We start from the raw sequence: 26,370 nt of genomic DNA on the forward strand, positions 1-26,370 counted from the left end.
CACAGTATTGCTCGGCTCTTTATCAAAAAGAATTACAACGCAATAAAATAAAGCCGTCGATGACAGATGGCTATGACTGCTACCAAAATGCGTTAGCAGAAAGGGTGAATGGCATATTGAAGCAAGAATTTTTGATTGGAAGATGCAGAACTTTTAAAGAATTAGAAAGGCATATTAGTGAGTCTATTGATATCTATAATAGGTATCGACCTCACTTAAGTCTTAATATGAAAACACCAGAAGAAGTGCATGAAAAAGCCAGTATGGAATCCATACTGGCTTAACAAAAAATCGTCAACGTATTTTAGGACGAGACAAGCTTAAAGCTCTTTAATATCATCAGGGTCAACATACCCAGACAACTTATCTGTTGCTTCATTATTGAAGAACTTATCCATCTGTTCCATCACATACTTGCGCGATTCTGGCTGCATCAGATTCAATTGTTTTTCATTAATCATCATTGTCTGAAGCTGCTGCCATTCCTGCCAAGCCTGTTTAGAAACATTTTGTAGAATCTCTTGTCCCTTTGCTCCTGGCAATGGCGCTCTATCCAACCCTTCCATCTCTTTCTGAAACTTTTTACAAAAAACTGTATTCGCCATACGGAACTCTCGCCATCATCAATGTATAGGGTGAATAATGGCGCTATCATAGGAAAATTCAAGGTTTGATATAAATAACACTAAGCAGGCTTCCCTCCCTACATTAAATAACTCCGAACCAGCCCAATAAAAACAAACACACAAATCAATATAAAAATCGATGGGCGTTTATAAGTTAACCAAGCAAATCCTAATACCACGATAACCATATCTAACCAGCCGAGTAGACTAGATACACCGATCGGATAATACAAAGCGGCCAGCAATATCCCAACCACAGCAGCATTTAAACTGGCGACAGCAGAACGAAAACGGGCATAATGAGACAAACGCTGCCACACGGCTTGCGCACTCAGCATTAACAATAAACCAGACAAAAATACGGCCAAAGTAGCAACACCAGCCCACACCCAAATATTCCCATTGTCAGGCGCCAAAACAGCCCCTAAATAACTCGCCATGGTGAACATAGGACCAGGAACCGCTTGAGCAGCGGCATAACCTAACAACAAATTAGATTCATTAATTGCCGCTGATGCAGGCTCCACAAAAGATTCAGGTGTCATTACAAAAGCCGATAGCATCGGCAGAACCACATGGCCACCGCCAAAAACTAACGCTCCCGCTCGGTAGAAGTCAACAAACAAACCACTTAGCCCACCGTAAACAACAAAACTAGCGATAAAGATCGCAACCGCAGCGACAAAGAAACACACAGCAAAGCGCACCTTGGGTAACGGCTCAGAAGCGGTCGGTACCATAGGCGGTCTAGCTAAAAAACCAAACAACACAGCCACAATTAACACCATCAAGCTTGCAAAACCAGAAGGCGATAAAACAATAAACGCTGCACTAAAAATTGCCAACCAAGCCATCACCTTGCTGCGACAAAAAGATCGCCACATGCTGACACAGGCATCCGCAACCACAACAACAGCCAATAACTTCAAAGCGTGAACACAAGCGTCAAAAAACTCGTTTCCTTGCCAATGATTACCAAATTGCGCCAGCAAAACCATGACAACAAAAGATGGCAAGGTAAAGGCGATAAAGGCCGCCACCGCCCCCAATAAACCAGCACGGTGATACCCCAAGGCAAAACCAACCTGACTTGACCCCGGTCCTGGGACAATTTGACTCAAGGCGACCCACTGGGCATATTGCGCCTCTGTCGCCCATTTTTTACGCTGAATAAAGGTTTGATTAAAGTATCCGAGATGGGCTGCAGGGCCACCAAAACTGGTAAAGCCTAACAACAAGAAAGAGATAAAAACCTCAGTTAGGCGTTTAAAATAGGAGAGGTTCTTATCTGTCATTTTATAACGGTCCAAAGGCTAAATGATGTTGTCCAAAATACTTCTAACGGGCGCTGGCAAGCCTTGCGCCATGGCATCTTGCGGATAAAACCATTGGTATTTATCACTTTCCAAGACTAATTTTGTGTCGCCAATTTGAATTTTGCTCGGCGATATATCCAGATGATAATGACTAAAAGTATGTCTAAAAGATGACAAAGGCGTGACATCAGACACATGCGTAGCAAAACGCTGTTCAATATGCAGCACAACCGATTCATCAAAGCCAAGCTCAGGTAAACTCCAAAGCCCTCCCCAGATACCAGTCGGAGGACGCTTCTCCAATAACCACTGCCCTTGTTGATTCACCAACACCAATAATTGAATGCTCTTTTCTGGCTTGATCACCTTTTTCGGTTTGCGAATTGGAAACTGAGTCGGGTCTTCGCTAAGACGAGCTAGGCAATCACTTTGCAACGGACATAACAAACAGTGTGGTTTAGATCGAGTACAAAGCGTCGCCCCCAAATCCATCATAGCTTGAGTGTAGTCACCACAACGCTCACTTGGCATATAGTGCTCAGCTAAATCCCACATGGCATTTTCTGTTTTTCTCTCACCTGGCCAAGTAGGTACAGCATGGAATCGAGCCAACACGCGCTTCACATTACCGTCTAAAATCGCCGCCTGCACACCACGGGAAATAGACAAAATAGCCGCCGCTGTGGATCGACCGATACCGGGTAATTCGCACACTCCCTCAACGGTTTGTGGGAACTCGCCATCCAATTCGTCCACCAGCATTTTCGCCGCTTTATGCATGTTGCGAGCGCGAGCGTAGTACCCCAGGCCACTCCAATGAGCAAGCACTTCATCTTGCTCGGCGGCGGCTAACGCTTCAACCGTTGGGAAAGAGGTCATAAATTTATGGTAATAAGGGATTACCGTGGTCACTTGCGTTTGTTGCAACATGATTTCTGAAATCCATACACGGTAAGGCGTTTTGTTCTCTTGCCAAGGCAAATTCTTACGCCCGTGTTCATCAAACCACGCTAAAACACGGGGCGCAAAATTTTCAACTGGTTGCATTGCAATCTCACGTTTTTAACCTTTCCAACCCTTCAATGATTAGAATAGTTTTTTTAATTTATCTTTTAGCTTTTCCTTAAGCTTCTCTTCTTCAGCCTTGCGCTTGTCTTCCAACTCCGCTTTAAGCTTAGCCTCTTTTTCTTTCAATCGAGCTTTCTCTGCTTCTCGCTTCGCCTCTAATTCAGCTTTTAGACGCGCTTTTTCTGCATCGACCTTAGCTCTTAACTCTGCTTCTTTCTCTTTTAAGCGAGCTTTCTCTTCTTGTAATTTACGGTTCAATTCTGCTTTAGCTAATTCAGAAAACAAAGCACCGAACCCTTTAATATCTGGACGACATAATCCGGCAGGGTCATCGCTAAACTTGCCTTTACAAACAATAGGAAAGGCTAACTGAGTCACTTTTTCATTAACACGACAAGCCTGATCCAATGAACTACCTGAAATGGCAACATTCGCTTGATAATCGAGGGAGTACCCTGGAAGAGAAACCACACCGTCACCCGTTAACTGAATTCCCGCTGAGTTTATTTTCAGACCAGGGGTCGACACTTGACCATTGACTATATAGGCAGGAAACCGCATGGTTTCAAACGGTGTATCTGAACCAAATTGCTTGGAATTGAGCTTATCTTTATTAACTGCAGCAATACCCTCACATACAGTTTTGGTTAAGTTCATCCCAACTAGAGCACCCTTTTTGATTTCTACCAGCAAGTCCCCTTGCAAAGATGACATGAGATTATCAACACTATTTCCCTTAGCACTCAATTCGCCATTGAGATACGTTGCACCTGCAACTTTATCCAAATCCATAAAATCAACCAGCAAAGGCTGTATCTGCACACCATCAATAGCTGGTGAAATATTAAATACTGGCGTAATACCTCGAACATCTAAACTGGCCTTCGATGACACCGTACCTTTGTATAAAGAAGCTCGAATAGGCGAAACATTAACTAGACCATTGGATTGGGTAGAGTCCAGCTCGATTTTATCTATTTTTAATTTTTTCGCGGTCAAGTTTTCAAACACCACGCCAACATGGCCGTTTAAAGAACGAATCAGATCTATCGGTATCAAACCATTCGATTGTGCTTCTGATTCTTTTTTCGCAACGACTTCAGGGTTGGTGACGGCTTCATCACTTTTCTCTTCTGGTGTAGGCAAATAGCGATCAATATCTAAATTTTTCCCAGCAACACTGATATCCCAACGTAAAGGCGACAAACCGACCACGGCATTGGCTTCTATATTGGTGTCATCTAGGGCAATAGAAATTGGCTGCGCGGTAATAGAATCTAAACTACCTTCTAGCGTGACATTGGCACGCGCCTTGGTCATAGCGGTGTCATCAGACATTTCGGGTAAAGCAAGACTCAAACGATTCATCAAGTAACGTGGGTTAAACTCACCCACACTAAGCACTGCCGAAAACTGCGGATCACTCAGTACTTGATAAACCTGAACCTTAGCATCAACATTCACCCCTAAAACACTTAATGCCAACCCTTCCGCTAAAAGATTCTCCTGTGGTAAATCCACATCTACCTTAGCAGCAGTGAGCTTGGCACTAATAGGGCTGGTGGGTAACAACTCACCTTCTATATCAGTCGATAACACTAAAGAATCTAACGAAAGCGATTCACGCTCAGGGAAAACAGCAAGATTCGCATTCAAGGTGGCTTTTGCCTTAATGGGTGACTTTCCTTTTAAATCACTTTTTGTCACAGCGATATCCATCACCATTGGCCATGCCTTATCCCATTGCACATCGTTTAATTGTACATTTAACCTAGCATTTATAAGCTGTTTGGTTTGCTCGTCACGGTATTGAACCTGTGCGTTTTCAATACGTAATTCATCCAACTGTATGTCTGGCAATTTGAGTTTCTTCGCGGTGTCATTTGTCGCATTACTATTGGCTGCGCTTAGAGAAGGCGCCTGATCAACAGCACTTGCCGTCGATGCGTTATCACTAGGCAAGTCAAGCTGCCAGTTCCCTTGACCTTGAGCGTTTTTATTCAAACTGGCTTTTAGGTTCACCAAATTCACTTTATCAACCTGAATTTTTCGCTCCAGAAGAGGTAAAATGGCCAAACCAAATTCAGCACGATCGAACTGTATTATTTCCGGATCAGAACCGATAGAAACACCGATATCTTCTAGGCTAAGCCCCAACCAAGGGAAAAATGACCAACTGATATCCCCATCGAGGCGCAAATTAACATTGGCCTTTTCAAGGGCAACACTTTTCAGTTCGTCTTTAAAATCGTTTGGATTCACAAACAACATGACGTACGCCAACAAAATAGCGACAAAGGCTAATAAGCCGGCGATCAGCAGTGAAAGTCGTTTTACCCAAACCATGACAAACTCCTTAATAAATGTATTGCGACAAATGTGTTTAATCTAACGTCACTACGAGCACATTCTGGATCCAATAGAGGCCATATCATAGCATTCGAATTAGAAGTTTATCGACGTAATAGAGACAACTCATCAAAAAACACTCTTCCAAAGCATAGAAGCTAAAGAGTCCACGTTCTATAATGGGCGCTTCTGTCAGCTCTTATATACAAAAACGTGACGACTCTTCGTCACCACTACTGTGGAGAAACCAATTAATGGCCGATCGCATTGCCAGTGTTGAGCGCAATACGCTTGAAACTCAGATCAAGGTGTCGATTAACTTAGACGGTACCGGTAAGTTCAACTGCGTCACAGGTGTTCCTTTCCTTGACCACATGCTTGAGCAAGTCGCACGACATGGTCTAATTGACTTAGATATTCATGCCGTGGGCGATCTTCACATTGATGCTCACCACACAGTGGAAGATTTGGGCATCACGTTAGGACAAGCCTTTGAAATTGCCGTTGGCGATAAAAAAGGCATCAAACGCTATGGCCACGCTTATGTTCCGCTAGACGAAGCGCTATCTCGCGTAGTGATCGACTTTTCTGGTCGCCCGGGTTTGGAAATGCACGTTCCATTTACCCGCGCATCAGTAGGCGGTTTCGATGTGGATTTATTTTCTGAGTTCTTCCACGGCTTTATCAACCACGCCAAAGTGACGCTGCATCTAGACAACCTACGCGGCAAAAACACCCACCACCAAGCCGAAACTATTTTTAAAGCTTTTGGTCGCGCATTACGCATGGCGTTAGAAGCAGACGAACGTATGGCAGGACAAATGCCTTCTACTAAAGGTTCTTTGTAGGATTCTCTTTGTATGAGTGACATGAAAAAATCCACCGTCGCGGTGATCGATTACGGCATGGGCAACCTTCACTCGGTTGCCAAGGCTCTTGAGCACGCGGCAGATGAAAACACCTCTGTGATTGTAACCAGCAACCCTGCGGCAATAGAAGCAGCAGATCGAGTGCTACTACCTGGCGTTGGCGCAATTCGTGATTGCATTGGCGAAATGCACAAAGCAGGACTGGTTCCTAGCATTCGCAAAGCCATGGCTGAAAAGCCGTTTCTTGCTATTTGTGTCGGCATCCAATCATTAATGTCTCACAGTGAAGAAAATGGTGGTGTTGATTGTTTAAATCACTTTAAAGGTAACGCGTTATTTTTTGGTGAAGAGCATAAAGACCACGACGGCAGCAAACTGAAAGTGCCTCACATGGGCTGGAATCAGGTTAAACACACTATTAACCATCCGCTTTGGGCAAATATCCCTGACAATGCACGCTTTTATTTCGTACACAGTTTTTATGTTGTACCAGAAAACAAAAGCGAAGTAGCAGGTACTTGTGACTATGGTTTGGAATTCTGCGTGGCTCTTGCCCGCGATAATGTGTTTGCCGTGCAGTTCCACCCTGAAAAAAGTCATAAAGATGGTCTTCAGCTTTATAAAAACTTCCTTAACTGGGATGGCAAGCCATAACAGCAACCTTAAGTTTGTATAGATAGCAGTACTTTAGATTTTAGGAGCGCCATTTATGGGCTTAGCAAAACGTATTATTCCTTGCCTTGATGTGGACAATGGCCGCGTTGTAAAAGGCGTTCAGTTTGTCGATATTCGTGACGCTGGGGACCCAGTTGAAGTAGCTAAACGCTACAACGAGCAAGGTGCTGATGAAATTACTTTTTTAGACATCACCGCCAGCTCAGATGATCGAGAAACCACCGTCCACATGGTTGAAGCCATTGCCAGCCAAGTGTTTATTCCTCTGACTGTTGGCGGAGGCATTCGTACCTGCGAAGACATTCGTCGCATGTTGAACGCGGGCGCAGACAAAGTCGGCATTAACACCGCTGCGGTGTTTAACCCTGAATTTGTTCGTGAAGCCGCTCAGCGCTTTGGTTCACAATGTATCGTTGTGGCCATTGATGCCAAAAAAGTCAGTGCGCAAGGCGAACCAGACAAATGGGAGATTTTCACCCATGGCGGTCGTAAACCAACTGGACTAGACGCCGTTGAATGGGCGAAAAAAATGGTGGAATACGGTGCTGGGGAAATTCTACTCACCAGCATGGACCGTGATGGCACTAAAAACGGTTTTGATCTTGGTGTCACCCGAGCGATCAGTGAAGCCGTTCATGTTCCGGTTATAGCCTCTGGTGGTGTGGGTAATTTAGACCACCTTGTCGATGGCGTTATTGAAGGCAAAGCCGATGCCGTATTGGCCGCAAGTATTTTCCACTTTGGCGAATACAGCATCCAAGAAGCCAAACAACGCATGACGGACGCTGGTATCGAGATGCGCCTTTAGTATCAACCGATACTAGAGAAAAGCAAATACACAAGACGCGATGCATCAATATCGCGTTTTTTGTTTCTGGAAGTCAGCATTTTTTGTGCATGGGGAGATCTGCTGCTTGCTGCGAATAAGCCCTGCCGAGTACAATCCTTGAAATTCAATTTTGCCTTATTCAATAGAAGGAAGACTTCTTGACCACCTTAACCGATGCCTTGCAAGCGTTGGCAGCCCATTGCCAACAAGCTGAGACGACTTCTGCTTTAACTTTTCATCGCGGCGTGGAACGAGAAGCGCTACGAGTGGATCGTACCCAAGGCCGTATTTCCCATAAGCCACATCCAAAAGCTTTGGGCTCAGCATTAACACACAGCTCTATCACAACCGATTATTCTGAATCCTTAATGGAATTTATTACGGGTGTGCACCCAAGTGTTGAAGGTGTCATCCATGAACTAGAAGACATCCATAATTTGGTTAACCACGAACTCTACAAACAAGATGAATGTTTGTGGCCTGCCAGTATGCCTTGTTATTTAGCCGGCAACGAAGATGTTCCAATTGCGTATTATGGCGAATCCAATACGGGCAAACTAAAACACGTTTACCGAGAAGGTCTGTCCAATCGTTATGGTCGTATCATGCAATGTATCGCCGGCATGCATTACAACTTCTCTTTTGATAAAGACTTCTGGGCTTTTTTAGAAAACTACAAAGGCAAAACCAACCTTTCTGCCGCTGAAAAACAAGCATTCCAGTCCGATAGTTACTTTGCTTTAATTCGTAACTTTCGTCGCAGCTCTTGGATGTTGTCTTTATTGTTTGGCGCTTCCCCTGCCATTGATGAAAGCTTTTTGCCTAAAAAGCCTGATAGCCTGACCACTCTTGAGAAAAACACTTGGTTTGGCCCTAAAGCCACGTCTTTACGCATGAGCGATTTGGGCTACCAAAACAAAGCGCAGGCAGATTTGTATGTTTGTTATAACGAAGTTGATACTTACATCAGCACCGTCAAAGCGGCTCTACAAACCCCCTATCAACGTTATCAAGATATTGGTGTAAAAGTAGACGGTGAGTATCGCCAACTTAATGGCAATATTTTACAGATTGAAAATGAGTATTACAGCGACATTCGCCCAAAACGTGTTACTCAACCTGGCGAACACCCTAGTGCAGCACTGCATGCAAGAGGCGTGGAGTACATTGAAGTGCGCATAATGGACCTTGATCCAAGTTCCTCTATTGGAATGCAATCTTCTACTCTCTATTTCATCGATGTCTTCTTGCTTTACTGTATGTTACGTGGCGATGAACAGCTTAGCAGCGCTGAATGCAGCCAGCTTCGTACGATGCAACAAGAAATTGCCTCCCATGGACGCGAGCTGGATATGGACTTTGATTTTGGTCAAGGCCCCACCAAACTGCGCACTAAAGCTGAAAACATGCTGAATTCATTGACTGAAGTTGCTGAGTTTTTATCCACTAAAACGGGTAATCCGGCTTACATGCAAGCCGTAGAAATCCAAAGAGAAAAGATAAACAATGAATCCTTGCTTCCTTCGGCTCAACTATTAGAGCGCATTCAAACCCAACAGGGTTATCAAACTGCCATGCTAGCGCTTTCAAAAGAGCAACAGGCCGATTGGATGTCTCGCCCATTATCAGATGAGCTTACCAGCGAATTTATGCAAAAAGCAGAACGTTCATTACGTGATCAGGAAGCGATTGAAGCAGCAGACGAAGTAGACTTTGATACCTTCTTAACGGCTTATTTAACACCGCAGTAACTCGGTGGCATAGCAACAAAAGGACCATACATTTTTGTTCACATCAAATACCAAGAACTACCGAGATATGACCATAACCGTTCAAGATTTGAGCAAAATTAAAATAATTGGCTGAGTCATGTGGTCAGGCCATCCGATGATATAGGGAAGGAGAAGGGATTCATGAAAAATTTTTGGGACTTCATATGTATATTAGGATTGCTGCTTAAGCTGCTATTTGTGCTACTTGAACGTGCTGTAACAGGAAAAATAATTAGACACTTTAAGGGCAAAGAATTGCTAGAAATAGGAACGCAACTTACATTTTATTATTTCTTACTCTTCCTAGTCTTTTTTGGATGGCGGATTCCTGAACTATATGCAGATAACACAGGTATTAATGGTGTAGGGGATTTTTTAGCGGGGCTATTTAGCCCGATAGCTTTTGGGTGGTTGATTATCGGCTACCTAATGCAAAACAAAGAACTTCGTAACAGCGTAGAGCAAACAGCAGAAGCTCAAAGATTAGCTAGGGATCAATTAGAGTTTCAGAAGAAAGTTCAAGCTAGATTAGAATACCAAAAAACACTTAACGCTCAGCCACTACTATCTATAAAAGAAATAAAAATCAAAATTAGAAATGGAAAAAAGACATTAACTTTTAAAATAAAAAATGATGGAGAAAGCATAAGAGATCTTCGTTTCTATCACTTAAAAAAAGAAAGTAAAGAAGGCAAAAAATCGTATACAAAAACAAGAAAAAAAATAAGAGCAGACTTTGAATTAAACCCAATAGCACAAAGAATATTTTTTTAGATAGGGGAGCGGAAGAGTCAATATCAATCAAAGTTAAAGATGACTTCTACTTGCCATTTCATGCATTCTCATTAATTCAAATGATTATTCTTCGTTGTGTGTTTGTTGATCAACTACAAATCACACGTATAGAAACACTAAGTCTATCCGCTCTCAGATATAATAGCCTTAAACTAAACCATTATTAACTGGTAGCATTTCAAGAACAATAGAAAGTTGAAGCGACAATGACTATAAAAAAATAGATACTGGCTACGAAGTGTGTTTTCGCGTCAACGGTCGCGGTAGTCGTGAACATAGGCGGTTCTTTCCAACGAAGGCCGAGCGTGAGCGATTCCAGCGTTTTATTATCGCGTTTGAAACCCAAGCCGATTTAAAAAAAGCCCAAGGACATGCGCCGCCTATCTGAATTAGTGGAACTATGAGATGATACACACGGCTACTTTTTAAACGATGAAAAACGCAGTAAAAGCAAACTATTGATAACAACCAAAGAATTATCCAAAAACCAAGCACCCCATACCTTCTTCTGAAAGCAAAAGCATCTACTGAAAAATATGACTTTAATTTTGAATCTGTTGCAAAGAGACTCACAACCGACACACCAAGCACCTAAAACAGCCTAAGACACTGTATAAATACACAAAATCAGCCTCTCTACAAATAAATCATTCAATGATTTTTTGATTTTCTAAACACATCTTGAGCACCATTAATTAATGAATAGGTTTTAACGTGATTGGCTCTTTTAAAAATGTGGCTAAGGCCCATTCGTACCAAGTTGCTGGATGAATAGACAATAAATTCCCTATTCATTAACATGCCTTAATAAAGTTGATGACAAGGAAAGCAAGGATCATGAAAAAAGCACTGTTCGCCACTTTAATTACGACTTCTCTTCTGACTGGCTGCGCCAGCCAAAATGTAGGCAACTCAAACGAAGATGTTGATACATACGACATATCAGGAATCAGCAGCACAGCGACGATTCATAGTAAATTGACGACGGATGTTAATATCAGCGGTATGGAACATATAGTGAACATTGAAACGGATGTTCGCAATTTACATATATCCGGTTTGAATAACACCATCCATTTTGCGGATGGGGTTGTTGTTGAAAAATGCACTCTTTCAGGTAGTGACAATGTCGCAGTGAAAACTGGAACCGTCAAAATTTATTGCATTAACTCAGGCACAGATAATAAAGGTTTTTAATATTACTGTGTCGTCCTAAAAGAGGCGTTAAAACCCTTGTATCGCCTCTTTTATGCTTACGTCGCAGCACATTATGCAACTAAGACATGTCGCTGGAACAAGGATGCTTTTTTACGCCAGTTTTTACGCCATTCTGTTGAACAATAACGGATACAAGGACGTCACTTTCCTCTGATTGCTAATCGATCTCTCCAGCCTCAGTGCGACATTAGAGTAAGCTTTTTGAAAAACATGCGAAAGGGATTGATGTGCTATCGGTTTTCAGTCGCTTCTATGTTTTGATGTGATTTGGATTAGTGTTTTATTTGGTAAGGGAGCATACGACATATGAAGTATTTCTTTTGTTTCGTATTTTTTTCGGTTCTTCTTTCGGGTTGCTCATCTAATGTGAAATTATCCGGACATAATGTCAGCAACCTTGATGCGAGCCTAAATATTGATAAATCGGCAACCATTGCAGTGGTTTCAGATCCTAATGGTAATCAACTCACCAATAAACGTTATATTCCAAATGTAATCGATGCATTAAAAAACCGTGGTTTTACCAATACCTCCGCGTCTCCTAAAGATCCAGACTATCGCCTCGCGATTAATTTCTCTCATGAAAACAAAACAGAAACCAAGCAAGTTCCCATTTTTAACCATCAGCGAAATATTCCTTATACGGTTTGTCACCGTAACCCAAATACAGATGCGCAAACCTGCGTCACGCGCTATCGGCTCTTTATGGAACCGATTATCAGTGGTTACAAAACCGTAGAGATGCCAACAACTATTTATACTTTCCATTACACGTTAACAGATAGACAAAATAAGCTTCTATTGGATTCTACCAATACGGTGGTTCATGAAAGTTGCTCTAAATGGAAGATGTTTGAGTTCTTAGCGAGAGATGCGATTGCCAGAGCCAATTTTACTACGCCAGTCGACAAACCTTACGCAGTTGAGATGAAAGAAGGCTACAGCTGCCAATGATGCAGGTTAAAACCAATAGGCTAAAATGATGCATTGTTAGCCTATTGGTTGTTTGCCTTATTTGCTTTTCATCCTTGTTCTATTTCTCTTCTGCGTTTCACTTACTACTAAACTCTCTTAAAAATAAGATGCTTATAAAAAAACGTTATTACCTCTTCAGTCTCTTTGTTCGTATCCATCTATACTGTGTATAAGCCACTTTTGTTTGGGCGTGGCTGTATCAGGACTTTTTCCAAATCCATTATGCTCACTCAGTGAGTCAAGGGGGAATCCATGATCAATCATGTTTGGGGTCTTATTCATCATCCAGATAAGGAATGGCGCGAAATAAACAAGGAGCATGAGTCGGTAAGTCATCTTTACTTCCACCATGTTCTTTGGATGGCGGCCATTCCTGTTGTGAGTACCTTTATAGGCACGACACAGTTTGGTTGGACATTCGGCGGCGAGGAAGCCATAAAAGTATCTTTTATGGATGGCCTTGGTTTAGGTGTGCTGTTTTATGCTCTGATTCTAGTCGCAGTGGCGATGGTCGGTAGTTTAATTCATTGGATGGCACGACACTATCCAAACCGCCCTCCTCGCCAAGAATGTATTGTCTTTGCAGGTTATATCGCTACACCATTGTTTTTAAGTGGTATCTTTGCCATTTATCCGATCATTTGGCTCTGTTTACTCGCTTGTGTGTCAGGTGTGGTTTACACAGGCTATCTGTTGTATCGGGGCACTCCTAGCTTCTTGGGGATCAGTCATAAACAAGGCTTTATTCTATCCAGTACCACGCTTGGCATCGGCGTTTTAGTCTTAGAAGCGCTATTAGCCGCCGTTGTGCTACTTTGGAGCCTTGGTTCTGAACACAGTATTGTATGGCACTTCTTCCAATAACAAGCAATGACCTAATAACGATCCAACAATATGCCACCCAACCTAACATTGGGTGGCATATTGTTATAAATAGAGCCATTTACAATTTTCAACAATATTTCGATCACTTCTTGATCGTTCACACAAACCATTCATCATTTATTCGATACACTAACGATTCAACTAGATTGCTTTACTTTACAAACTGAATCGGACTTCTTTTTATGCTCTTCAACTCTAAGTTAAAACAACAAACCAATGCCCTTTCACAACAACTCGAAGAAGAGAGAGCCAACCACCAAACAAAAGTCGAAGCGTTGCAAGCTGAATTAGACTCAGCAAGAGCAGAACTACAGCAATTCAAACAGAATTCAGGAAACAATGTTGAGCTCATTCGCTATCAATTACGCGGTGGCGATATGCTCAATTCCATTCGTTTTGGGTTAGCGGATAGCGCCGAAACCCTTATCGAAGAACGTGTTGAGCTATCTCAGCTCGACGATGTGTTTGATGAAACAAGAGTCGCATTACATCGTTTAAGTGAACGAGCCAGCCTAATAAATGAACAGGCAAGCGACAGTATGGAAGCGGCCAATGTTCTCGATAAAACCGCAAATGGCATTAGTCAGCTTGTTTCAAGTATCCAAGAAATTTCGGCCCAGACCAACTTACTGGCGCTCAATGCGGCTATCGAAGCCGCCAGAGCAGGATCTGCAGGCCGTGGCTTTGCTGTCGTTGCGGATGAAGTGAGGAACTTAGCAGGAAAAACCCACAGTGCGAGTGAGCAAGTAGAAACCTTGGTTAAACAAGTGATTGCTCAAACAGAACAAATTAAAAATATGGTTAATCAGAACCAAGTCAGCGCAATGGATATTTCCTCCTCTTCAGTTCAGATAGACAAGGTCGTTGATGATGTCATTGCGCGCTCAAACCATATGCAAGGAGTGATTAGCGTTGCCGCCACGCATTCTTTTTTAAATACGGTGAAATTAGATCACGCGGTGTGGAAAAACGACGTTTATAACCGCATTGATAAAAAGAAATTCGACAGCGAAGTTAATCTACATACAGAATGTCGCCTAGGTAAATGGTATTACGAAGGTTATGGCAGCCGACACTTTCAACATTCTAAGGCTTTTAAGGCGATTGAAGCACCTCATAAAACAGTTCATGAATCCGGCCGAGCCGCATTGGAAGCAATTCAAGCAGGAAACACTCAAGAAATGCTTAGTCAATTAGATAAGATGGAAGTGGCAAGTCTTCAGGTGGTTGTGAACATTGAAAGCCTAATGGAAGAAGTGAAACACTCTTAATTTTGATAAAACCACCTTTCTATAGCCCATAATAAACAATGTTTTATTCATGGGCTTTTTTACTATCACTACCTGTTTCTGACGCTTCAAAAGTAACCGTGAGTCTGTCGGTCAAAATCACAACGGACCGAAACACTTTTGAAAGGAACTTTTTCTACACTTAACGCTCTTAAACTTGGGTATAAAAAACATGAATAAATGATATTTTTTCCCTGTAAAGGGTTTTAGGCTATTGATTAAATTGGTAAAAGGCTATGCTTGTAACCCAATACCTTAGACTAAATAATCACTTAATAGAGACCGATTGTTGGGATAAAACCATGCTCGCACTGAACATTTATACATTATCATCGATCACTATAAAGGAGTGTTGCCTTTGAGTTCCCTTATCTGGCTACCTTTCCTTCCCTTGTTAGGTACGTTAATACCATTAATTACCGCACGTTTTAGTCGCACCGCTTGTGCGTTTATGACCGCAGCATTACCTGCAGTCACTCTGTTTTTAATACTTTCCCATGCTGGAGACATTTTTCAAGGCGAGCGTTTTCTCGCGATGATTCCTTGGATTCCGGCTATTGGTCTGGAGCTTGCGTTTCGGTTAGATGGTCTGGCATTGCTTTTCTCTATTCTGATTTTAGGAATCGGCCTACTCGTCATTTTGTATGCTCGCTATTATTTGTCAGCCAAGGATTCCATCGGTAAGTTTTATTCGTATCTAATTTTATTCATGTTCGCCATGCTGGGGGTGGTGCTTTCCGATAACTTGATTCAGTTGTGGTTTTTCTGGGAGTTAACCAGTATTAGTTCATTCTTACTGATCAGCTTCTGGGGAGACAAAACCGAAGCTAGAAAAGGCGCAAGAATGGCGCTAGCGGTTACTGGCGCTGGTGGTTTGGCCTTGTTAGCCGGCTTACTCATTCTAGGCAGCACTGTTGATAGCTATAGCCTGCAAGATATTTTAGACAGTGGTGATTTTATAAAAGCCAGTGCGAATTACCCCATTATTGTGGTGTTGATTTTGCTCGGTGCTTTTACAAAATCCGCTCAATTTCCCTTCCATTTCTGGCTACCAAATGCCATGGCAGCGCCAACACCAGTAAGTGCGTATCTTCACTCTGCTACTATGGTAAAAGCCGGCATATTCTTAATGGCACGTTTTTACCCAGCGCTCGCGGATACGGACCTTTGGTTCTTGATTGTCAGTCTGACTGGTTTGGCAACCTTCCTTGTTGGCGCTTACATCGCTATTTTCCAGCATGATTTGAAAGGCTTACTGGCTTACTCAACCATCAGTCATTTGGGCTTAATTACACTGCTACTCGGTATGGGGACAGACCTTGCCGCGGTGGCGGCCATTTTCCATGTTATTAACCACGCTATCTTTAAAGCGTCTTTATTTATGGCGGCCGGCATCATTGATCATGAGTCTGGCTCACGTGATATGCGTAACTTAAACGGGCTCTGGAAGTACATGCCTTACACTGCCACTCTGGCCATGGTGGCGTCAGCGTCTATGGCGGGCGTGCCATTAATGAACGGGTTCTTATCAAAAGAGATGTTCTTTACCGAGACCTTGCATCAGGCATCTCTTGGCTCCTTGTCTTGGTTCATCCCCGTATTAGCGACCTTAGGCGGTGTGTTCGCTGTCGCTTATTCAATGCGTTTTATTCACGACGTCTTTTTTAATGGCGAGCCAATTAATTTGCCTAAAACGCCTCATGAACCACCACGCTATATGCGTGTACCAGTCGAGATTCTGGTTGCGCTGTGTTTGGTTGTTGGTATTTTCCCTAGTTTAGTGGTTGGTGACCTTTTGCTTGCTGCGGCCAATGCGACCCTAAACGGTCCAGCTCCAACCTACAGTCTGGCAATTTGGCATGGCTTTAACTTCCCATTGTTAATGAGTGTTATCGCGTTAGTCGGCGGTTTATACATGTATCACAATCGCTCTCACATGTTTAAATTCCAAGCACAGTTTCCTCATAGTGACCCTAAGCTGGTATTTGAAGGCATTATCCAAAACCTAACAAACAAGGCCAGTCGCATTATTGCGTTTACGGAAAATGGGTCATTACAACGCTATATTTTCTTCGTCTTAACTTTCGCGGTTGTGATGACGGCTTCTACCTTGATGAAGCTAAATACAACGGCCGGGCAACGACCAGAGATCCCTCTTGATGCCCTATCTATTACTTGCGCGGTTTTATTAACGGTCTCCGCTTTAGCCACTGTACTGTGGCACAGAAGACGAGTTATTGCCTTGTTAACCTTGTCTGTCGTCGGTTTGATCGTATCCTTAGCATTCGCTCAATTTTCGGCTCCAGACTTAGCACTAACTCAGCTTTCTGTTGAGGTTGTCACCGTAATATTGCTGATTTTGGCCTTGTTCTTTTTGCCACAAAATACCCCCAAAGAATCATCACCTCGTCGTATAGTTCGTGACTTGAGTCTGGCGTCTTTAATTGGAGGTGTTGTCGGGACAATTTCTTATGCCTTGATGACTCGCCCACTGGATACGATTTCAACCTTCTTTACTGAAAATAGTAAAACAGGCGGCGGCGGTACCAATATTGTTAACGTAATCTTGGTGGACTTCCGTGGCTTCGATACCCTCGGAGAAATCACAGTATTGGGTATTGCCGCGTTGGGGATTTATAAACTCATCGCCAGAATGCGCCTTTATATGCCATCTAGTGATGGAAATGGCTTGCCGTGGTCTGAAGACAGATACCCAATCCTTTTGGCAGTGATCTCACAAAGCTTATTACCATTGGCGCTTTTAGTATCTGCTTATATTTTCTTACGTGGACACAATATGCCTGGCGGTGGTTTTATTGCTGGCTTAATTACCTCTGTTGCCATTATCCAACAATACGTGGCTCACGGTGTTGACTGGATCAAGACTCGTATCAAACTGGACTATCAAATAATGATTGGTTCAGGTATTGGTATTGCGACGCTAAGCGGCTTAGGCAGCTGGGTATTTGGTCATACCTTCTTATCTTCTTGGTTCGATTATTTCTACTTACCCGTTATCGGTAAATTCGAATTAGCCAGCGCCATGATTTTTGATCTTGGTGTTTTCCTCACAGTGGTAGGTGCAACCATGTTGATTCTTGCCAATCTAGGTAAATTAACGACCAGTGAGCGCCCTATTCAAAAGGAGCATGATTAATGGAAGGTTTATACGCGTTTTGTGTCGGCTTATTAACCGCATGCGGAATCTTTCTTGCCTTACGAGGCCGTACTTTTTCCGTGGTTATCGGTTTGACTCTCTTGTCTTACGCAGTGAACTTGTTCTTATTTGCCAGTGGCAGACTTAAGCTTAATGCGGCGGCGGTATTAGGTGAATCAGAACAATACAGTGATCCGCTTCCTCAGGCTTTGGTATTAACCGCCATTGTTATTGGTTTTGCCATGACTGCATTCGCTGTGATTCTAGCAATGCGTGCTCGTGCCGATCTGGGTAACGACCATGTTGATGGTACGTTGCCAGCACAACCAGGCGACGCCTCGAAGAAATCAGGAGGGAGCCAATAAATGCAGCATCTGAGCATTTTTCCGATTCTGATTCCTTTATTATTTGGCGCCATCATGTTGTTGCCGCCAATCTCTCGCGATGTGAATTCACAACGTGTTGCGTCAATTATTGGCACGTTGTTTTTACTTATCTCCTCGGCCTTTTTACTCTACCAAATCAATTCACAAGGTGTTCAACTTTATGCATTAGGTGGTTGGCAGGCTCCTTTTGGTATTGCATTAGTTGCCGATAAAGTTTCTAGCCTTTTGGTGCTGTTAACGGCCTTTTTAGCCTTTTGCGTGATGCTCTATGCTGTCGCAGGACAAGATAAAGGCGGGGCGTATTTTCATCCATTATTTATGTTCCAAATCATGGGGATAAATGGAGCCTTCCTAACCGGCGATATATTTAACTTATTCGTCTTCTTCGAAGTCTTGTTAATCGCTTCCTATGCGCTATTAATCCACGCTGGTGGCAAGCAGAAAACTCAAGCTACAGTGCATTACGTGATCCTCAACCTTGTTGGTTCAAGTCTATTCTTGTTCGGTCTTGGTATTTTATATGGTACGTTAGGCACGCTTAATATGGCTGACATGGCCATCAAGGTTGGGCAGCTGCAAGGAGAAACGGCCACTCTAGCGAAAACAGGCGCTTTGCTGTTATTAGTTGTCTTTGGTTTAAAAGCCGCGATGCTGCCGATGCACTTTTGGTTACCCAAAACCTATGCTAGCGCCAGCGCCCCTGTTGCGGCACTCTTTGCCATTATGACCAAAGTAGGTGTTTACAGTATTTTCCGCGTTTATACCGTCATCTTTGGAGACAATGCTGGTGAACTTGCGAATATTGCCACACCTTGGTTATGGCCATTAGCACTGTTAACCATCACGATTGGTGGCATTGGAGTATTGGCAAGCCCTGGTATTAAAACGCTAAGCGCAAATTTAGTTATTATTTCCAGTGGTAGTTTACTGGCTTGTGCTGCAATTAACTCTGAAACAGCGACTTCTGCCGCCCTTTATTACATGGTACACAGTACTTTAGCTTCAGCAGGACTATTTTTGCTGGCGGATATCATGTGTCGCCAACGTGGCAAAGCTGAAGACCGCTTTGTTCGCTCACGCCCTTTTGTACAACCAAAATTACTTGGATTTGCCTTTTCAATGTCTGCTTTGGCGTTAATCGGCATGCCACCTTTATCTGGATTTGTTGGCAAAATCATGATTCTGCAAGCCACACAGTCCAACGCTCAAACAATGTGGGTCTGGCCATTAATACTTATTAGCAGCTTGGCGGCTTTAATTACGTTCTCAAGAGCCGGAACCACTTTATTTTGGCGCCATAATGGCAACATTGCTACAGACGCTGAACCAGCTAAAACTGCAGAAATCATCAGTATTAGTTTGTTGCTACTGGCTTCTCCGGTTTTAGTGTTATTTGGGGGAGATATCAGTGAATTTACTCAGCAAGCAGCACAACATCTGCACGATATTCAAGCGTCAGCTTATGCTTTATTACCAGGAGTAGCCCAATGAAGTTATTCCCTATGCCTTTTCACAGTCTGCTGCTCTTCGTTGTTTGGTTGCTATTAAACAACTCGATTAGCCCTGGTCATATGGTCTTGGCCGCTTTTTTCGCCATTACCATCCCTTTACTAGTAAATGGTATGCGTGATGAGCACCCAAAAATCCTTAAGCCTTGGCTGGCAATCCGTTACGTACTCATGGTGCTAAAAGATATTTTGGTCGCTAATGTGGAAGTAGCCATGCTGATTATTGGTCCAATCAAAAAGCTAACCCCCGGTTTTGTCGCGATCCCAATCAATATTGATTCCGATCTCGGCATCACAATCTTAGCCAGCACAGTATCTCTTACACCGGGCACAGTGAGTGCTGAAGTATCGAAAGACAAAGCTTGGCTATATGTTCACTCACTTCACTTAGATAACGAAGCCGAATTGATCCACAGCGTTAAGCAACGCTATGAGAAGCCTATCAAGGAGATTTTTGGATGCTAAAGATAACCATCACCATCGTGGCGGTGTGTATTTGCATCGCGTTAATTTTGAATTTATGGCGCCTTTTAAAAGGTCCAACCATATCAGACAGAATTCTGGCGTTGGATACCATGTATATAAATGCCATTGCATTGATTTTGCTATACGGCATATACGTCGAAAGTGCATTGTATTTTGAAGCGGCGTTATTAATTGCCATGCTTGGGTTTGTTAGTACTGCGGCCTTATGTAAATACTTACTTCGCGGCGATATCATAGAATAAGGACTTGTTATGCCTTTTTATCTCGAAATTATTATCTGTGTATCTTTGCTTATTGGCGGAGTATTTTTATTAATTGGCTCTTATGGTCTTGCTCGTTTACCTGATATTTATATGCGTTTACACAGTCCAACCAAAGCCTCTACACTGGGAATTACTGGTGTATTATTAGCATCAATGATTTTCCAAAGTCACTTGAAGGGGTTCCTTTCTATTCAAGAGCTGCTCATTACTCTGTTTCTTTTGATTACAGCACCAGTAGCCGCCAATATGATTGCCAAAACCGCCTTGCATTATCGTACTAAGCCTTTAGAAAAAACGCAGAACCAAGCGTTAATGGAGGTCATTCGTGATAGAGAAACGCCTAAGCCTCCACAAGATGAGGCTCAATAAATAACTTAGCGACCTCTTTGTGATTCATAGGTTTATAGAAATAATACCCTTGAAAAATCTCGCAGCCCAATGACTTCAACATATCAGCTTGCGGAGCGGTTTCAACACCCTCCGCGACTACCACCAATTCCAAACTGTGAGCTAAATGAATAATGGTTTCACAAATTTTTGTGTCCTCGGTATGACTATCGCATTCTTCTACAAATGACTGATCAATTTTTAAAATATCCAGAGGCAATCGCTTCAAATAGCTTAATGATGAATAGCCAGTACCAAAGTCATCGATGGATATTTTAATGTTTAGTGCTTTCAATTCAGCCATTACTTCAATACAGCGCTGAATATCCTGTAAAAGTACGCCTTCCGTGATTTCAATTTCTAACAAAGAACCTTCAATCTCATAAAATGCTAATTTACTTGAGATATAAGACACAACTGAATCTGACACGATGTGACGACCAGAAAGATTCACTGCGATAGGAAGCAACCGTAAGCCTTGGTCTCGCCATGCTTTTTGTTGTTTGAGAACCTGATTAATAACCCATTCATCAATTTTAATAATTAAATTGGACTCTTCCGCAATGGGAATAAAGTCGGCAGGAGAAATATACCCTTTTGTTGGGTGGTTCCAGCGAATCAACGCCTCTAAACCAAGAATATTATTTTTTTCTATCAAGACTTTAGGCTGAAATACCAAAGAAAATTGCTCTAATGCAAGCGCCTCATTAATTTCTTTCTCTAAACCGAATTTTTTTGTCACGATATTCGACATTTCAGGTGTGAAAAATTGTGCGTTATCTCGGCCTTTTTCCTTAGCCCAATACATAGCAATGTCGGCTTGTTGAATTAGTTTATCGGCCTCTAACCCTTGCTCTTTGCTGTAAGCAATCCCAATACTGGTTGGTATCGTAAAATATTGTTGATTTAAATGAATAGGTTCTCGCATTGCTTGTAGAATTTTTTGCGCTCGTTTAGAAAGGCGACTTTCACTGACCTCCTCTGTCATCATCAACACAAACTCATCACCACCCCATCGGGCAATGACATCACATTCATCTGAAACAGCGATCAAACGTCTCGCTACTTCGCAAAGTAGCTCATCACCCGCTTTATGCCCTAAAGTGTCGTTGATAATTTTGAAATTATCCAAATCCATAAATAATAGCCCGACAGAGGTCTTTTGCTTAGTAGCAAAAAGCAATGCGCTTATTAACGAGTCCATAAAATACGTTCGATTATATAGACTGGTTAACGGGTCACTGTAGGCTAAAAATTTCAGACGTTCTTGCAGCTTCATGTGTCGCGTCATATCTCTAATATGAAGTGTGTATTCACTCTCTTTTGACGATCCATCATTGGCCTTGGTAATGGCAATTTCGGCAGGAAAATCATTATTTGGACTACGCTGTAAGCGAAATGGATTGCGCCGATTCAAGATCAAACCACCTGATGACGAAAAACCAGAGCTCAGGCTTTCAAACGTTTTTCGTCTATCTTCTTCACGTATAAACAAGCCAATAAAACTTTTTCCTTCCACCTGTCTTTTTAAACAACCAAATGTTCGCTCTGCGGCAGGGTTGAATTCCATAACTGAGCCGAAACGGTTGATCGTAACAATACAATCCATAGAAGAGTTTAAAATGGCGGATTTACGCATTTCACTCTCTTGAAAACGCATCAAAGCATCATCTCGTTGTGTTATTTCACTACTGACTCGGTCAATTACTTGATTGTATTTTTTCGCAATCTGCCCCACTTCGGTAAAAGGCTCTTCTGGTACCCGTGTCGAGAAATCAGCATTATTTTGTTGGTATTGCATCGAAGTCAGCAAATCAAACAATTCCGTTGTCGCCCTATGCTCGGCAACATTCAGTCCCTGTTCTTCGTGTTCTTTTCTGGCTCGCAATGGCATCCAAAGATTCAACAGCCACATAGCAATATAACTGATTACAAAGCAATAAAGGCCAATCACTAGCACGCCTAACGTTTGCACCCAAAGCTGATCAAATGTACTCAAACCATTAGCAATTTTTTCTGTCTGACCAAAAAAAGCAACACTCAAGGTCCCCCAAATACCAGCAAACAAGTGCGCAGGCACAACATCGAGGGCATCATCTATACGCCAACGCTCCATCAGCAGACTTCCGTAATAAACAATTCCCCCAGAAACACCGCCAATAACCACCGAAGCTCCAGGTGAAACGACATGACATGAAGCAGTAATAGCCACTAGTCCTGCAATTGTGCCATTCAGCACAAAGCTCACTTCAACATAACCATCTCGGAAGTAATTAATGCCGGCAGCAATAAGAGCTCCCCAGGCCGCTGAAATAAAGGTGTTAAGGATAATTATTGGTACATCATCAGTTAGCGCTAATGTACTACCACCATTAAAACCAATCCAACCAAACCAAATTAATAGCGTGCCTAAAGCTGATAATGGAAGATTATTACCCGGAGGCAAACGAATGCCTTCTTCAAATCGCCCAAGCCGAGGCCCAATAATGATAATCGCAGCCAATGCCACCCATCCACCAACAGAGTGAACAATAGTAGAACCCGCAAAGTCGACAAATCCAAGCGCTTCAAGCCAACCCTGCGGCCCTGTTGAGGGGTAAACACCTGACCAAGCCCAATGTCCAACGACTGGATAAATAAACGCACTTAAAACTACTGTGATTGCTAGGTAACCGATAAATGTCATTCGTTCCGCAACAGCACCTGAGGTGAGTGTTGCTGCTGTACCACAAAACATCATCTGAAAGATGAAAAAGCTGACTTCCCAAGGTGTATGTTGCTCATCAAATAAAAAGTCACTCGTACCAAATAACCCCAAAGCAGAGTCACCAAACATGATGCCAAAGCCAAAAAGCCAAAATAAGGTCGTTGATATAATGAAATCAGAAATGTTTTTCGCAGCAACATTGATGCTGTTCTTACTACGAATTCGTCCACTTTCTAGACATAAAAAACCAGCCTGCATCATAAACACCAATGCGGCAGCAACTAACAACCAATAAAAATCTGCCATATACACCTTACATCATGAAAATGCACCAAAAAGAGACGATCGTTATAACTTAGGGCACGGAATACACACCATTTAGGTGCGAGATAATCAACAAACTAAAGTGACACCTAAACCACTTTCCTTAACCATTCAATTGTTAAGCCAACTATCTAAAGAATGTCATTTTTTTGAAAAGACGAAACACAAAAAAGGCCGCTCAATATTGCTTTCATGAGCGGCCTTTTAGAAGTTCAAATGGTTTAAACGATATAGAAATACCTAAATGTTTAGGGACAATACATTCGTTTTACTTATACGATGACGATAAATCTCACGAAGGTATTTGATCGCATTTCTCACATTATTAATGTCTAAACGAATATCATTGATAGAGACAAAACGTTGATTGTTATCAATCAACTCTCGATACTTTTTCTCATACATTGGCTTAATTGCGTACCAGTTTGTGTCTAAAATTTTAGCTGGGTTTTCATATGTCGTGAAGTACTTATCTACTAGGTCTTCATCGAACTCGTCTTCTTGAATCATTTTTAAAATGACGTTTTCGATTTCATCGGTATAACGGTAATCATCACGAGCAAAGCAGCGTTTCATGTACGCCACCATTAGCGTTAAAAAGTCATCACTTAGACATGGGCTTTTAGCAATCAGTGTTGTTAATGACAAGTTAGCCGATGCGCCAATCACCAGAGCGTAACGCTTCAATGTCGTATTCGGGCACAAACGGTTCAAATGCATTTTTAAACGATTCAAAGCCGTAAAGGACAACTTATAATCACGCGGTAAAGAAATAATCGATACAATAGAGGAACAGTTTTTAAAGAAATGCAGATTATTTAATGTACTCGCGTCATACCCACTTTTGCGGAAATTTTTAATCGATTCACGATACTTATCAGACTCAACTGGGAGCACACTGACACCTTCAATTGCCGAGGTATCATTATTAAAGTGCGGTAGCTCAATCGAACGACAAAATAGATCATCAATATCAACCGTATCTTGGCGAGTGCCTTCACTCACAACACTTTCAGCATAAGCCACAGCCACAGGTCCAGCTAAACTCATAAATAAGTCATTGGCATCCAAACGAATGGTTTCGGCAATATCAATTCCAGCCCGTCGGAAGTAATCTTCGTCGTAATCTGTTGTAACAGCTTGAGCGGTTAAAATATTGAAAATCTGCTGAGAAATATACTGATTGGCGTATTTCTCCATAGTGTTCACATCAATACTATCAGCATCACCACCGTCCTCTTCTTCGGCATATCGCATGATATCGTTGGAAATCAACATCATTGAGTTCCAAGGACGAATACGCTCCATTACATCAGCAGGTACTTCATCATCTTCTCGCTCTTCGTTATAGGAGAAGTTCCATTCTTCTGAAATATATTTGGTGAGCAAACGTCCCGCATTAATATGCAAGGCCTCGGAGATTTCAACGTTCTTACCTGATATATTTGGCAGAATACAAATGCCAGATGTAAAAATAGGCTCGAAAACAAAACTATGACGTTTATCAGCCATTTGACTTTGATCAGAACGGTAATCAAACGTTTTACTCAAGTAAGAGAATTGTTGCGCAAGGCCAAATTCCGATGCCATACCAGAACCAGTACCACCGCCCGCACTAAAGATATAAAAATATAGGCGTGATTGGTTCGCTTTGATTCCGCAAGAATCGACCAAATAGGAATGCATGTGTTTCCAGTTCTCATTGCGGAAAGTGGTAGCATCCTTATTAAGGATAATCTTTGCAAGGTACTGACCTAGAATAGGCGCATTACCCGCACCACCAGCATGGACCTCCGACAAATCCATAATTTGCAATTTAGTATATTCATCAAGAAATTTCGCTCTGCCTTCTTGATTAGAGAAGCGAATTCTCCCTTCTATATCCTTATCCAAATCACCAAGTAGTACGATAGGCTCAATCAAAAAAACCGGTTTAAAACCATCTTTCCCTTCAATCGGTAGATGCTTGCGAATCCAGCGCATTGGTCGAAATTCACGTTCGCTTTCTAATATTTCTTGGCTTTCAATTTCGCGCATATAACTACTTCTAGCATCATATACTAAGGAAGCGACATCAAGCGCGATATTGGAACCACAGCGCCCTAAACCGATAAGGCAAACAGATGGAAACACCTGCTCATTAACACCATCATCTTCTGGCAAAAGTGGATGAATTTTATTACGGACTACATCTAAATTTTCTAAAATCTGCTCAAGGCTCGTCTCAGTGAAATAAAGATGTTCTATTGGGAGATTTTCTTGGCTCATGCGGCATCCTTTTTGAAGCAAATTACTTACAACAGATAATTATTCACGTTATCAATGAAACGACATGACACAAGGCAAATCTGTTATCTGTTCAATGCACTATTTATTTGAACTGTCATTTTCTTGGACAATGTGCAAACAATATCATCCTTATATAGCAATGACACTAATATGCTGAATGTAAACATAAAAAAATAATGATAATAATTTTTTTATGT

22 protein-coding genes and 1 pseudogene are annotated in these 26,370 nt (G+C 42.2%); 17 read left to right on the top strand and 6 right to left on the bottom strand.

The features are described from left to right. Nucleotides 1-284 (top strand): integrase core domain-containing protein (locus C0J08_RS19265; RefSeq protein ID WP_212653516.1); only part of this gene is annotated, 284 nt, incomplete at its 5' end. A gap of 36 nt (nt 285-320) precedes the next feature. Here the strand turns inward: C0J08_RS19265 and C0J08_RS19270 are convergent. The 4 genes from C0J08_RS19270 to C0J08_RS19285 all read right to left on the bottom strand — a co-directional run bounded on the left by C0J08_RS19270 (nt 321) and on the right by C0J08_RS19285 (nt 5,356). Then, nucleotides 321-605, bottom strand: coding sequence for an oxidative damage protection protein (locus tag C0J08_RS19270; protein ID WP_212653517.1), 285 nt, complete (start codon nt 603-605; stop codon nt 321-323). Nucleotides 606-703: 98 nt separating this feature from the next. Further along, a complete protein-coding gene (gene chrA, locus C0J08_RS19275; protein WP_212653518.1) occupies nt 704-1,921 on the bottom strand; it encodes a chromate efflux transporter in 1,218 nt (405 codons plus the stop codon). Between the two features lie 18 nt (nt 1,922-1,939). After that, complete coding sequence (gene mutY, locus C0J08_RS19280; protein ID WP_212653519.1) at nt 1,940-2,989, bottom strand: A/G-specific adenine glycosylase; 1,050 nt, start codon at nt 2,987-2,989, stop codon at nt 1,940-1,942. Nucleotides 2,990-3,028: 39 nt separating this feature from the next. After that, nucleotides 3,029-5,356 carry an AsmA family protein gene (locus tag C0J08_RS19285; protein WP_212653520.1) on the bottom strand — a complete coding sequence of 776 codons (2,328 nt, stop codon included), beginning with the start codon at nt 5,354-5,356 and terminating at the stop codon, nt 3,029-3,031. Between the two features lie 257 nt (nt 5,357-5,613). Between C0J08_RS19285 and hisB the strand changes: the two genes are divergently transcribed. The 16 genes and pseudogenes from hisB to C0J08_RS19360 all read left to right on the top strand — a co-directional run bounded on the left by hisB (nt 5,614) and on the right by C0J08_RS19360 (nt 20,835). After that, complete coding sequence (gene hisB / locus C0J08_RS19290) at nt 5,614-6,207, top strand: imidazoleglycerol-phosphate dehydratase HisB (protein ID WP_212653521.1); 594 nt, start codon at nt 5,614-5,616, stop codon at nt 6,205-6,207. A 12-nt stretch (nt 6,208-6,219) separates the two neighbouring features. Continuing rightward, on the top strand, nt 6,220-6,882 hold the full coding sequence (hisH, locus tag C0J08_RS19295) for an imidazole glycerol phosphate synthase subunit HisH (RefSeq protein ID WP_212653522.1): 663 nt from the start codon (nt 6,220-6,222) through the stop codon (nt 6,880-6,882). A gap of 55 nt (nt 6,883-6,937) precedes the next feature. Next, on the top strand, nt 6,938-7,711 hold the full coding sequence (hisF, locus tag C0J08_RS19300) for an imidazole glycerol phosphate synthase subunit HisF (RefSeq protein ID WP_212653523.1): 774 nt from the start codon (nt 6,938-6,940) through the stop codon (nt 7,709-7,711). 179 nt (nt 7,712-7,890) lie between these two features. Beyond that, complete coding sequence (gene gshA / locus C0J08_RS19305; RefSeq protein WP_212653524.1) at nt 7,891-9,483, top strand: glutamate--cysteine ligase; 1,593 nt, start codon at nt 7,891-7,893, stop codon at nt 9,481-9,483. Between the two features lie 162 nt (nt 9,484-9,645). Continuing rightward, nucleotides 9,646-10,278 carry a hypothetical protein gene (locus C0J08_RS19310; protein WP_212653525.1) on the top strand — a complete coding sequence of 211 codons (633 nt, stop codon included), beginning with the start codon at nt 9,646-9,648 and terminating at the stop codon, nt 10,276-10,278. An 858-nt stretch (nt 10,279-11,136) separates the two neighbouring features. Further along, complete coding sequence (locus C0J08_RS19315; RefSeq protein ID WP_212653526.1) at nt 11,137-11,496, top strand: DUF3060 domain-containing protein; 360 nt, start codon at nt 11,137-11,139, stop codon at nt 11,494-11,496. Nucleotides 11,497-11,883: 387 nt separating this feature from the next. Further along, nucleotides 11,884-12,471 (top strand): hypothetical protein, encoded by a 588-nt coding sequence (locus C0J08_RS19320; RefSeq protein ID WP_212653527.1) that lies wholly within the window; start codon nt 11,884-11,886, stop codon nt 12,469-12,471. 273 nt (nt 12,472-12,744) lie between these two features. After that, nucleotides 12,745-13,356, top strand: coding sequence for a Yip1 family protein (locus C0J08_RS19325; RefSeq protein ID WP_212653528.1), 612 nt, complete (start codon nt 12,745-12,747; stop codon nt 13,354-13,356). A 398-nt stretch (nt 13,357-13,754) separates the two neighbouring features. Beyond that, nucleotides 13,755-14,225, top strand: a pseudogene (locus C0J08_RS22940) (methyl-accepting chemotaxis protein); the annotation flags it as partial. 111 nt (nt 14,226-14,336) lie between these two features. After that, entirely contained in the window at nt 14,337-14,648 is a 312-nt protein-coding gene (locus C0J08_RS22945; RefSeq protein WP_502711636.1) for a CZB domain-containing protein, read from the top strand. A gap of 376 nt (nt 14,649-15,024) precedes the next feature. Beyond that, nucleotides 15,025-17,823 carry a monovalent cation/H+ antiporter subunit A gene (locus C0J08_RS19335; protein ID WP_212653530.1) on the top strand — a complete coding sequence of 933 codons (2,799 nt, stop codon included), beginning with the start codon at nt 15,025-15,027 and terminating at the stop codon, nt 17,821-17,823. Beyond that, entirely contained in the window at nt 17,823-18,188 is a 366-nt protein-coding gene (locus C0J08_RS19340) for a Na+/H+ antiporter subunit C (RefSeq protein ID WP_012071644.1), read from the top strand. The genes C0J08_RS19335 and C0J08_RS19340 overlap by 1 nt, the downstream gene beginning before the upstream one ends. Continuing rightward, nucleotides 18,189-19,700, top strand: a complete 1,512-nt coding sequence (locus tag C0J08_RS19345) for a monovalent cation/H+ antiporter subunit D (RefSeq protein WP_212653531.1) — start codon at nt 18,189-18,191, stop codon at nt 19,698-19,700. It abuts the gene before it with no gap. Next, a complete protein-coding gene (locus tag C0J08_RS19350; RefSeq protein WP_212653532.1) occupies nt 19,697-20,182 on the top strand; it encodes a Na+/H+ antiporter subunit E in 486 nt (161 codons plus the stop codon). Before C0J08_RS19345 ends, C0J08_RS19350 begins: the two co-directional genes overlap by 4 nt. Continuing rightward, nucleotides 20,176-20,445, top strand: a complete 270-nt coding sequence (locus C0J08_RS19355) for a K+/H+ antiporter subunit F (protein WP_012071647.1) — start codon at nt 20,176-20,178, stop codon at nt 20,443-20,445. The genes C0J08_RS19350 and C0J08_RS19355 overlap by 7 nt, the downstream gene beginning before the upstream one ends. Before the next feature lie 9 nt (nt 20,446-20,454). After that, entirely contained in the window at nt 20,455-20,835 is a 381-nt protein-coding gene (locus C0J08_RS19360; protein ID WP_212653533.1) for a Na+/H+ antiporter subunit G, read from the top strand. Here C0J08_RS19360 and amt read toward each other — a convergent pair. Both amt and C0J08_RS19370 read right to left on the bottom strand, forming a co-directional pair. Continuing rightward, nucleotides 20,807-23,866: an ammonium transporter gene (gene amt, locus C0J08_RS19365; protein ID WP_212653534.1), complete on the bottom strand. Its 3,060-nt coding sequence runs from the start codon at nt 23,864-23,866 to the stop codon at nt 20,807-20,809. The genes C0J08_RS19360 and amt overlap by 29 nt on opposite strands. Nucleotides 23,867-24,124: 258 nt before the next feature. After that, on the bottom strand, nt 24,125-26,152 hold the full coding sequence (locus C0J08_RS19370) for a hypothetical protein (RefSeq protein WP_212653535.1): 2,028 nt from the start codon (nt 26,150-26,152) through the stop codon (nt 24,125-24,127). Between the last annotated feature and the right edge of the window lie 218 nt (nt 26,153-26,370).

Source organism: Marinomonas sp. CT5, from assembly GCF_018336975.1.
In the GTDB taxonomy this organism is placed as follows: domain Bacteria; phylum Pseudomonadota; class Gammaproteobacteria; order Pseudomonadales; family Marinomonadaceae; genus Marinomonas.

What these genes read in the sequence shown, in the direction of transcription:
- chrA (WP_212653518.1), bottom strand. Translation starts at nt 1,921, where the DNA reads ATGACAGATAAGAACCTCTCCTATTTTAAACGCCTAACTGAGGTTTTT.
- C0J08_RS19345 (WP_212653531.1), top strand. Translation starts at nt 18,189, where the DNA reads ATGCAGCATCTGAGCATTTTTCCGATTCTGATTCCTTTATTATTTGGC.
- C0J08_RS19350 (WP_212653532.1), top strand. Translation starts at nt 19,697, where the DNA reads ATGAAGTTATTCCCTATGCCTTTTCACAGTCTGCTGCTCTTCGTTGTT.
- hisH (WP_212653522.1), top strand. Translation starts at nt 6,220, where the DNA reads ATGAGTGACATGAAAAAATCCACCGTCGCGGTGATCGATTACGGCATG.
- C0J08_RS19285 (WP_212653520.1), bottom strand. Translation starts at nt 5,356, where the DNA reads ATGGTTTGGGTAAAACGACTTTCACTGCTGATCGCCGGCTTATTAGCC.
- C0J08_RS19340 (WP_012071644.1), top strand. Translation starts at nt 17,823, where the DNA reads ATGGAAGGTTTATACGCGTTTTGTGTCGGCTTATTAACCGCATGCGGA.
- C0J08_RS19325 (WP_212653528.1), top strand. Translation starts at nt 12,745, where the DNA reads ATGATCAATCATGTTTGGGGTCTTATTCATCATCCAGATAAGGAATGG.
- C0J08_RS19310 (WP_212653525.1), top strand. Translation starts at nt 9,646, where the DNA reads ATGAAAAATTTTTGGGACTTCATATGTATATTAGGATTGCTGCTTAAG.
- hisB (WP_212653521.1), top strand. Translation starts at nt 5,614, where the DNA reads ATGGCCGATCGCATTGCCAGTGTTGAGCGCAATACGCTTGAAACTCAG.
- C0J08_RS19270 (WP_212653517.1), bottom strand. Translation starts at nt 605, where the DNA reads ATGGCGAATACAGTTTTTTGTAAAAAGTTTCAGAAAGAGATGGAAGGG.
- C0J08_RS19370 (WP_212653535.1), bottom strand. Translation starts at nt 26,152, where the DNA reads ATGAGCCAAGAAAATCTCCCAATAGAACATCTTTATTTCACTGAGACG.
- hisF (WP_212653523.1), top strand. Translation starts at nt 6,938, where the DNA reads ATGGGCTTAGCAAAACGTATTATTCCTTGCCTTGATGTGGACAATGGC.
- C0J08_RS19355 (WP_012071647.1), top strand. Translation starts at nt 20,176, where the DNA reads ATGCTAAAGATAACCATCACCATCGTGGCGGTGTGTATTTGCATCGCG.
- C0J08_RS19315 (WP_212653526.1), top strand. Translation starts at nt 11,137, where the DNA reads ATGAAAAAAGCACTGTTCGCCACTTTAATTACGACTTCTCTTCTGACT.
- mutY (WP_212653519.1), bottom strand. Translation starts at nt 2,989, where the DNA reads ATGCAACCAGTTGAAAATTTTGCGCCCCGTGTTTTAGCGTGGTTTGAT.
- C0J08_RS19360 (WP_212653533.1), top strand. Translation starts at nt 20,455, where the DNA reads ATGCCTTTTTATCTCGAAATTATTATCTGTGTATCTTTGCTTATTGGC.
- amt (WP_212653534.1), bottom strand. Translation starts at nt 23,866, where the DNA reads ATGGCAGATTTTTATTGGTTGTTAGTTGCTGCCGCATTGGTGTTTATG.